Source organism: Aeromonas sp. LsrichE-8G (genome assembly GCF_022869435.1).
In the GTDB taxonomy this organism is placed as follows: domain Bacteria; phylum Pseudomonadota; class Gammaproteobacteria; order Enterobacterales; family Aeromonadaceae; genus Aeromonas; species Aeromonas caviae.
Window position 1 is genome coordinate 1 of record NZ_JALIHH010000226.1, and the last position, 293, is coordinate 293.

Consider the following 293-nt stretch of genomic DNA (forward strand, 5'->3'; position numbering starts at 1 on the left):
CTCGCCTGCTTGACCAGCCGAGCTTGTTTACGCTGCTCCCGGCTCAGTTGTTCGTGTTCGACCAGCAGGCTTAGCCGCTCGATGAAGGGCAGCCCTTCGTAGGTACTTGCCTGTTCCAGTTGTTGTTGCACGGCATCCGCCATGCCAGTCAGTTTCAGGTGTCTCAAGCGGGTCAGCGTTTGTTGGGTCATGGGACGTATCCTCTTTAGTGGAAGCTCTGGGGGCCACGGATGTTCTCGTGCTCTTGCGGTAACTCTGGGTAGCTCAGCGGGCTTGCGGGCAGTTGGTCGCGG

At 59.0% G+C, this 293-nt stretch carries 1 protein-coding gene; it reads right to left on the reverse strand.

From position 1 onward, the window contains the following. The coding region (locus MUW49_RS19615) for an ATP-binding protein (RefSeq protein WP_193550750.1) at positions 1–191 on the reverse strand (191 nt) is incomplete at its 3' end. Between the last annotated feature and the right edge of the window lie 102 nt (positions 192–293).